Source organism: Streptomyces sp. NPDC059255 (genome assembly GCF_042752355.1).
Classification (GTDB): domain Bacteria; phylum Actinomycetota; class Actinomycetes; order Streptomycetales; family Streptomycetaceae; genus Streptomyces.
The window spans coordinates 182,016-190,941 of the sequence record NZ_JBHYZP010000012.1 but is presented as its reverse complement, the minus strand read 5'-3'; the positions used below and the strand labels follow the sequence as shown (position 1 = coordinate 190,941).

Genomic DNA, 8,926 nt, shown 5'->3' with positions numbered 1-8,926 from the left:
CAGCCCGCCCCCTTGTGGATACCGCATGCCCCGGTGATACCGCACGAGCGACGAACCGTCAGCCCCTACGACTCCACGAGTTCAACCTCAGTAACCCCCGTTTTTGCTTGTGCACCCCCAACGAGGGCGCGCAGATTTCCACTGCGCGCTCAACCTACGAGGTAACCGCTTGTCATGTCTGTGACGAAGGACACGTTCCGTCGCGGGTGCGGAGCCCACGGTGACTGCGATAGGGATGGTTGATCGCACCGTCAGCCCGGGCCACGGAACTCCCCTGCACTCTCGGTCAGCACACCGAACCGACGGGGATATCACTGCGGAACTCGCCCGCGACTTCAGTGTAAAAGCCCTTGCGTGCAAGCCTGTTCACAGGGGTATGGTCTGGCGGTTGCCGAGATCTGGCGCCTTTCTCCGCATCCTTTGCCCTGCCATGGGCAGGGCATTCACCTTCCCAGCGCCGTCCATTACGCAGAGGGGCACAAATGAACACCGCAGTTCGCCTGGGCGTTACGGCTGTTGCCATGCTGGGCCTCATGGCCACCATGCCGACCGCATCAGCTGCCGGGCAGTCGGCCCCGACGGTGAATCAGCCGATCGAGACCATCGACATCAAGGGCATAAAGGTCGACAAAGAGGCGTCGGAGGAGTCGAAACAGATCATCGAGTCCAACGCGGCCGTCGCTGTCGCCGCCGCCAATGTGTGCGGCACCGGTTATACCATCTCCACCAACGCCGTGCGCTACGGCACCTACGGCACGACGTATACCTGGACCAACGGCACGACCTCGGGATCCTCTTACTACGACAAGCCGATCTGCGCCGTGTTCTTCAATGACACCGGGGCCAGCAAGTCCATGGGAGTGCGTCTGCGCTCCAACTACACGGCCGACGCCCCTGCCGAGGACTTCGGCACCTACTCCTCCTACGCCGGCCCCGTGTACCAGAAGCGCGGCTACTGCGGGACGGCCTACTCCTACATGAAGAGCGGGTCCACGGTGGTCGTGGACAACATTTTCACCGTCGGGAGCTGCAACTAATCGTGACTCGAACACGCCCTGTTCCAGCAGCCGTCGCCGCCCTCGCGGCGGCGGCTCTGGCCGTCGCGGGATGTAGCGGAAAAAAGGAAGAATACAATTCGCCGGAAGCGCTCCCTTCCGTGTCTCGCGCGGCCACACCGGAGAACCTCCCTGCAGAGGATCCGACAGAGGCGATATCGCCAGAATCGCCCGATCGGAGCCCGACTTCCGCCCCGGCCTCTCCCGATCCCCCTCCCGCCATAGCGACGGCACCCGTCTCCGCGCCGACGCGGGAAGGCAACACCAAGGTCTACACATTCGGCGATATCGACGTCCGGCTGACCCCGAACGAACTCGGTGTCTATACCGCCATCCATATCCCCAATCCCTCGCGAAGAAGCATGTCCTTCACCATCACGGTGCGGGTGACCGGACCGCACGGATACGAGGTGACAATGAAGCGCTCCTTTCCCGGCGTGCTGCCTGATGACGTGGCACGCGAAGCGGGACTTCTCATCGACGAGGACGAAGCCCCGGTACCGGATGATCCAGTACCGGAGATAGTGGTGTTCGAACAGACCGACGCGTAGGTTTTCCCGGGCCGGTCGGGCGGGAGGGCCGCTCGGCGCTCCGGTGCGCGCCGTGGAGGCGAAGGCGCCGTTTAGAGGTCAGCGACGTCTCTGCGGACGCAGCGGCCCCGGAGTTCGCCGGTGCGGACGCGGCTGCGACGGCAGTCGGCCGCGGAGAGTCCGGCACGATGTTCTCGGCCTCGCCTCCCTCAAGCCACGGTGACAAGCGGCCCGTTCAAGCAGCCTTCGTTCGTATGTGGTGTCCGTGGCCGGGCTCACTGAGCAGGACGGCGGACGGGCGGCCCGTGGGTCGGCCAAGGCGTCGCGAGTGCTGGAGCCGCCACCCGTGCCGTACTCGACACATGTGAACGGGAACACCGACTTCCCGGGAATCCCGGCTCCCGAATCGTGGTGGGCCGGTCACTCCGTGCCTGTTCGCCATTGGTGCGAAAGCTCCTCTTCACGAGCGTCTCGGCGCTTCACGACATCACACAGAGAAGGAACCCGTGCACGTCCCCAGGAAAGCGTCCACTGCCGCGACTGTCATGCTCGCGGCAATACTTCTCAGCTCTTGTTCGCAGCCCGAGCCCTCCTCGGGCGCGGCTGCGAAAGAGACGCAGGCCGACCGGAGCGAGTGGCCGGAGGAACTGCCCAGTTCCGGACTGGTCAAGGGCCTGGAACTTCCGCTCGAAGGCTACATGGTCTCGTACGCGGATCAGGTCGTCATCGACTCCGCTCTGCGCACGCTTCAGACGGAGTGCATGGCCGAGTACGGATTTACGGTCGACCTGCCACGGCCTGGGGTGAATCCGCCTGCGAGCAGTAACAGCATGAACATCGAACGGCGTTACGGCATCACTGACCGTGCCCAGGCGGAGAAGTACGGATACCTGCTCCCGCCCGAGCAGCAGAAGTACACCGCCGAGCAGACGCCCGACCTGCCAAACATCCAGGTCGAGGTTCTCACCGGGCGCACCAAGCCGGAACCGCTCGCCCCTCCCACCGGCAGCGACGGTGCCTACTCCGGGTCGGGCGACCAGACCAAACCGGCTCGCGCCGAGTACGACGGCAAGAAGCTGCACGAAGGCGGCTGTGTCGGATGGGCGAAGCGGAAACTCAAGCTCAATGAGTCCGATGCGGGATTCGTCGTTCAGCTCGCGTCGACAGGAATTTCCGAATCCCGCCCCCACCAGCCGGTCGAGAAGGCCATCACCAAGTGGTCGGCCTGCATGAAGGGCAAGGGCCACGCCGCCTCGGATCCGTACAGGGCCATGGAACAGGGCCTCGGCGGCACCGACACCGACGACTCGATCGCGCTCGCGCTGGACGACATCGACTGCAAGGAGCAGACCCGCCTGATCGAGGTCTGGTTCAAGGAGGAGTCGGCAGTGCAGAAGCAGCTGATCAAAAAGAACAAGGACCAGCTCACTGCCGTCGAAAGGCGCATGAAGGAAGTCCTTACGGCCGCCAAGGCCGTCAAGTAGATGACCAGAGGGGAAAAGCAGTTGAGAAAGAGACGTATCCGTCCGCGCATACCGGTCACCCTCGCGGTGGCCATGGCGCTGGCGATACCCTTGGGCCTGCCCGCGCAGGCCGAGGGGTCAAAACCGCCCGCGGGTGCGGCACAGGGATGGAGCGACGCCACCGAGCAGCAGAAGAAGTTCTCGCTGGAGCCGTCCGCGATCCCGGCGAAGGACCGAGTCCGCATACTCGGCGCGGACTACCAGAAGTCCGCTGACACCGCGGTCACTGCGACCGGCGACGGAACCGGCTTCCACATACTCGCGGGCAAGGAGGAGGACGGCTACCAGCTTCGGACGATAGCCAGCCTGTTCGAGGACGGCTTCGCCTCGGACACGTGGATCGGAAACCACTGTGTGACCGAGTCCGGCAGGTACGCGGCTGTCTCGTACGCGCCGCGGATGTTCACCAACAAGCCTGAGCTCATGGTCCGCGGCGCTTTCACCGCGGTGGTGAACCTGGAATCGGGCAAGGTGACCAAGCTTCCGTTCCAGTCGTCGCTCGCCTACTTCTCGCCGGGCTGCGGCCAGGGCGATCAGGCGGTGTTCACCCAGCTCTCGCACGACGGCGACGAGAAGCAGCAGACCCGTCTGATCACCGTCGACGCAGCGACGGGCAAGCAGAGCCCGTCCGTCACGCTCGCCGGGCAGGTCACCTCGGCCGTTCCCACGGCCGAAGGCGTCGTCGCCGCGCACGGCAACAAGCTGGTGCGCATCAAGGGCAAGACCGAGAAGCCCCTGGCCACCACGACGACTGTGCCGTTCCAGATCACTGCCGATGCCGAAGGCGGCATCACCTTCATCGACCGCGAGCTCGACAAGAAGGCATCCAAGACGCCGGCCAGCTGGGCCAAGCACCTGACGCGCACCGAGGTCGCGCAGGGCAAGAAGACCGAGCCCGTCACGGTGGCCTCCGGCAAGCTGGAGGCCTGGGATCTGTCCCGTTCGGCACGCGGCGAGGTGTTCGTCACCGGTGACGCCACGTCCCGGGCCCTGCCCAAGCGGGTGCACAACCCCGGCAAGCTCCCCATGGGCGCGGCGATCTCCAGTCACGCCCAGGCGGCTCTGACCACCACCTGGTCCGACGGGAAGACCACTCTGGTCAACCCGGAGGACGCCGCCAAGCCACGGCCCGCCCGTACGGCCCTGCGCATGCTGGACTCGGGCAAGTCCGTGACTCTCGACCTGCGCCCCGGCGCGCACCGTGTGGGTGACGAGGCACAGGGGCACGCCCTGTCTCCCGCTCTGCCCACGGGCGGTCCGGTCGACTCCGGCCCGGACACGGGTGAGAAGAGCACGGACGGCCTGTCCACGCAGACCGTCCGTACCCAGGCGCTCACCGCGCAGGCCGACAACCCCAGCGAGGGCACCGGCGAGCGCTACTGCGCGGTGGCCCGCAACGACCCGAAGAAGCAGGCGTTCCAGCCCACTCCGCGCCAGGTCGAATGGGCGGTGGACCAGGCCGTCGTCGGTGAACTGGACTTCTACCGCGAAGGTAACTGGAAGAACACCGGGACCGGCGGTTATCAGCCGCAGGGCCTGTTCCCCTCGACCGTCCTCGCCGGTGACCCCAACGGCACCCTCGACAACGAGGACCCCGACGTCACCGACAAGTGGCACATCCCCGCACAGGTGATGCTCGGCATCACCGCGCAGGAATCCAACATGTGGCAGGCGACCCGCTTCGCCGTGCCCGGTGTCACCGCCAACTCCCTGGTCGGCAACTACTACGGTGTCGACTTTGCGGCGTCCGGCGAGCAGATCGACCCCTGGCGGATCAACTGGGCCGACGCGGACTGCGGTTACGGCATCACCCAGGCGACCGACGGCATGCGTCTTGCCGGCAAGACCAAGCCGGGTGAGACCGCTCTGTCCACGCTCGCGCAGGAAGCCGTCGCTCTCGACTACACGGCGAACATCGCCGCCGGTGTGCGGATCCTGTCCGAGAAGTGGAACCAGACCTACAACGCCGGGATGAAGATCAACGGCGGCCACCCCAAGTGGATCGAGAACTGGTTCTTCGCCCTGTGGGCGTACAACTCCGGTTTCTACGACACCACCGACTCGCAGGGGCACTGGGGCGTCGGCTGGACCAACAACCCGGCCAACCCGCTCTGGAAGGCCAACCGGGTTCCGTTCCTGCAGAGCGCCATCGACTCCTCCAAGGACGACTACAGCCACGCCGCGCACCCGCAGGACTGGCCGTACGAGGAGAAGGTGATCGGCTGGGCGGCGCGTCCCATCTCCGCGATGTTCGCGCCCGGTGACTTCCAGGCGGGCTACCGCCCCGCGTGGTGGACCACCAACGCGGACCGCTCCGCGGCCAAGCCGCCGGTGGACCTCTTCTGCGACGCGTCCAACTCCTGTGTCCCGTCCAAGATCGGCGACAACGACTCCAACGACCAGGGACTGGGGGCCTGCACGGCCGACTCGGGCAACAGCGACACCAACCCCCACTGGCTCCACTGCTGGTGGAACAAGGAGATCACCAAGGACCAGTGGAAGGACTGCGAGAAACTCGCCAAGTGTGGCAACGGCGTACACCGCTTCGGCACGTCCTACGGTGAGCAGCCCGACGCTAAATCCTATCCACCGAACTGCTCGACCACGAGCCTTCCCTCCAACGCGCTGGTGGTCGACGATCTGCCTGGTGGCACCACACCCGCGGGGGTCGACACCAACCGCGGATGCGGGGCGGTGAAATCCGACGGCACGTTCGGGTTCACCTACGTCCCCTGGGATACCCAGATGGACCTCACGGATGACGACAAGGACAACCCGACCACCGTCACCACGTATCCGGGGAAGATCGACACCCATCAGATCGGCGCGGGCTACGGCAACCACTTCTGGTTCACGCACACCCGCACGGAGGAGTCCTACCCGGCCAACGCCAACCGGTTGAAGGTCACCGGCACCTGGAAGCTGAATGCTCCGCTGACCAACACCTCCCGTCAGGCCAAGGTCTTCGCGCACATCCCCGACCACGGTGCGCAGACGTCCAACGCCGTGTACCGGATCCAGACTCCGGACGGTGAGGAGGAGGCAGCCGTCTCGCAGACGGCGAACCAGTCCAACAAGTGGGTGGACCTGGGCGCCTACGAGTTCGGTGACCAGATCCCCGAAGTACGTCTCGACAACTTCAACGGCGGCAACGGCGAGGCCGACATCGCCTTCGACGCCATGGCGTTCGTACCCGGTACGTACGACGGCCAGTCGATGACCGGCGACATGCGGGCCGACCTGACCGCTCCTGACCCGGAACTGGTCGAGCCCGGTGACGAGATCAACGAGGACTTCTATCCCGGTGCCGCCCTGCTCTCGTCCGGTTCAGCCTCGGCGGCCCCGATGGCAGCCAGGAGCAGCGCGTCGTGCTCCATCGTGTCCGTTTCGATCACCCGCAAGCGCACCAATGCATGCATGCACGACGAGGTGACGACCACGTTCCTCACGGACGGCGCACCGTCGGGCAGGTCGTACTTCGACTACTACAACACGATCTATCTCGACGCCCGGAGTAATGAATTCTCCCAGGTCACGACGATGGTGTTGAAGTCGATGACAGGTGCACTGAACACGGTCACCATGGACTACCAGGCCAAGTGCCGCGGATACTGCAGCATCACGAGCGTCAACTGGTCAGGGTCCAAGGTGTTCGCCAAGGGTGACACGGTGATCAGGACCATCACCACCCGGTTCAAGTGGATACCGAGCACCGGCACCACGAAGGACGTGATCACCCCCTACTGGACCTTCGGGGGATCGGGTAACGGCGTTCCGATGCCCGTCCCGACCGAGGTCGAGAAGTCGAAGTTGGACATCCGCTGCGACAGTGTGGGTTCTGGAACGGGCTGTGTGTTCCCCGGTTACACCCCGACCTTCACGATGAACTCCAAGAAGTTCCCCGGTGCCGCCGCCCACATCGACATGATGTGGCGAAAGACCAAAATCGACTGGGGTAACCACAACGGGGGCAAGCCGCTGACCTACCTGGCCAACAAGATGGCCACCGACGAGCCCACCAAGACGCAGCAGGCCCGTAACCGTCAGCTCATCTGTGAGAGGCAGTGGAAGACGTACAAGAACACCGGCCTGTTCAGTGACATGTGGTCCGCGGATGCCGGAAGGCCGATCACCGACCAGAGGAGCTGTGACGAGTTCACTTTCGCCAATTCCTTCCAGAGCGGCGGAAACGTCAACGGTCCCAACCCTGTCTCGTACAGCGGAAAGGAATGTGTGCAGACCTACCTGAAGCGTAATGACGACGACACCATGACGCTCCATCTGCGCCCGGACGCGACTCCTCCCACCTGGAAGGAGCCCTGCGGCCGGTCCTCGATGTCGAACTGGGTCAACACCCAGTCGATGCAGCCCTTCGGTGGCTTCATCACCGAACAGCGCCTGCTGGAGGACGACGACTACTGGCTCGACCTCGACGGATTCACCGCACCCACACCGTAACCGTCATGAGGATGCAGTAAGAATGCCCCCACGGGTGACCGTGGGGGCATTCCTGCTTTGTTTCCTCATGGTCTCATGACCAGAAAAGCCGACCCTCGACTGTCGAGCACGTCGCATGTGATCCCTGGGAAATATTGGTGAGCATGTTCGCCAAGGAGTCGAAGTAGTCGGCCAGGGAATCGAATTCGCCCACAGTGGTGACTTCTCCTGTGAACCATGTGCCGATACGCCCGTCCCGCACATCGATGAACTTTCCCGCCCAGGCGTCCTGGTCGGACAGAAACGGGATCCATTCGTTGCGCCAGAACGGATTGTCCGGTTGGTCCGGAGGGTTTATGCCTCCAGGCCGGGAGTGATGGTCGTAGAGTTTCTCCATCTCCCGGATTCCCAAGAAGAAGCTACCCTCGTCAGGGAACCCGGCGAAACCGTAGCATCGCACATCGTCGTCCATGTCCTCCTCGGGAAGATCGAGACTGTTCTGAAGCAGCCAGTCCCGCAGATCCGGGTGGAGTGAGATTCCCATCCGTTCCTCGGCGGCCGCAATCATGGGCTCCGTAGCCGGTCCAGGGAAATCAGCGTGATCAGCCGGGGCGCATTCCTGAAGGAGGTTCATCACGCGAGACCAGCTTTCCACCACTGTCATGGCCCCACTCCTCTCTGCTCCGCGTGAGAGCAGCATCTAACGATCATCGCAAGGTGCGATCACTCCAGTCGCGCGAGGAGCCTACATCCGCGCACACCATGAGATCCTCCGACCATATGCAGGTGAGGGGGTGGGCGCAATCTTCCACGAGGGAGACGACGCGGACCTCACCGCCGAGCCGCTGCCGTCTCCCACGGCCGCGCCCCGGCCGCAACGCCCCACCTGGCGCCGCCGCCCGGCTCCGCCTTCCCGACCTCCTGCGACGCGCGTCAGGACGAGGCGGGCTGCCGCGAGGAGCGGAGCACGAGCAGGATGTCGCGCCCGACGGTCCAGCGTTCGAACCTGGCTGGGTGGGCCGGGTACGGCTACTGTGCCTCCCACTCGCGGTTCTTCCGGGGCCTGCGTCTGTACCTGGTGTGCACCCCGGCCGGCATGCCGATCCTGTGGGCGCTGGCCAGCCCGAAGATCGGCGAACGCGAAGTCCTGGCCGCCATGCTGGAGATCGACGCCGGCCTGGTCGCCGACCGCACGGGCATCCTTCTCATCTCGGACAAGGGCGGGCCTTGACCCAAGGCCCGATTTACTCTGAACCGCGAATGACATAAACGGGATCACGAGACACTGGGCGGTGAATGAACAGTGGTGGGGGGGGGGGGGGTGGGAGCGGGGCCCCACCCTGGAGGTGATAAGAAAGCATCAGATAGTAGCGGCCGACCG

5 protein-coding genes and 1 pseudogene are annotated in these 8,926 nt (G+C 64.6%); 5 read left to right on the top strand and 1 reads right to left on the bottom strand.

Annotated features, from left to right (window positions below; translation table 11 throughout):
• Positions 1–482 precede the first annotated feature (482 nt).
• The 4 genes from ACFXKG_RS17135 to ACFXKG_RS17120 all read left to right on the top strand — a co-directional run bounded on the left by ACFXKG_RS17135 (position 483) and on the right by ACFXKG_RS17120 (position 7,566).
• Positions 483–1,037 (top strand): hypothetical protein, encoded by a 555-nt coding sequence (locus ACFXKG_RS17135; RefSeq protein ID WP_384838860.1) that lies wholly within the window; start codon positions 483–485, stop codon positions 1,035–1,037.
• Positions 1,038–1,039: 2 nt separating this feature from the next.
• Positions 1,040–1,606: a hypothetical protein gene (locus ACFXKG_RS17130; RefSeq protein ID WP_384838857.1), complete on the top strand. Its 567-nt coding sequence runs from the start codon at positions 1,040–1,042 to the stop codon at positions 1,604–1,606.
• 485 nt (positions 1,607–2,091) lie between these two features.
• The gene (locus tag ACFXKG_RS17125) at positions 2,092–3,069 is read left to right on the top strand and encodes a hypothetical protein (RefSeq protein WP_384838855.1); all 978 of its coding nucleotides are present in this window, start codon (positions 2,092–2,094) and stop codon (positions 3,067–3,069) included.
• Positions 3,070–3,090: 21 nt separating this feature from the next.
• On the top strand, positions 3,091–7,566 hold the full coding sequence (locus ACFXKG_RS17120; RefSeq protein WP_384838852.1) for a hypothetical protein: 4,476 nt from the start codon (positions 3,091–3,093) through the stop codon (positions 7,564–7,566).
• A 73-nt stretch (positions 7,567–7,639) separates the two neighbouring features.
• On the opposite strand, the gene ACFXKG_RS17115 is transcribed toward ACFXKG_RS17120, so the two are convergent.
• The gene (locus ACFXKG_RS17115; RefSeq protein ID WP_103517848.1) at positions 7,640–8,209 is read right to left on the bottom strand and encodes an SMI1/KNR4 family protein; all 570 of its coding nucleotides are present in this window, start codon (positions 8,207–8,209) and stop codon (positions 7,640–7,642) included.
• A gap of 315 nt (positions 8,210–8,524) precedes the next feature.
• On the opposite strand from ACFXKG_RS17115, the pseudogene ACFXKG_RS17110 reads away from it, so the two are divergent.
• Positions 8,525–8,767, top strand: a pseudogene (locus tag ACFXKG_RS17110) (IS982 family transposase); the annotation flags it as partial.
• Positions 8,768–8,926 lie beyond the last annotated feature (159 nt).

Bases quoted from the DNA above. Each gene is read 5' to 3' on its own strand.
- ACFXKG_RS17115 (WP_103517848.1), bottom strand. From the start codon at position 8,209: ATGACAGTGGTGGAAAGCTGGTCTCGCGTGATGAACCTCCTTCAGGAA.
- ACFXKG_RS17135 (WP_384838860.1), top strand. From the start codon at position 483: ATGAACACCGCAGTTCGCCTGGGCGTTACGGCTGTTGCCATGCTGGGC.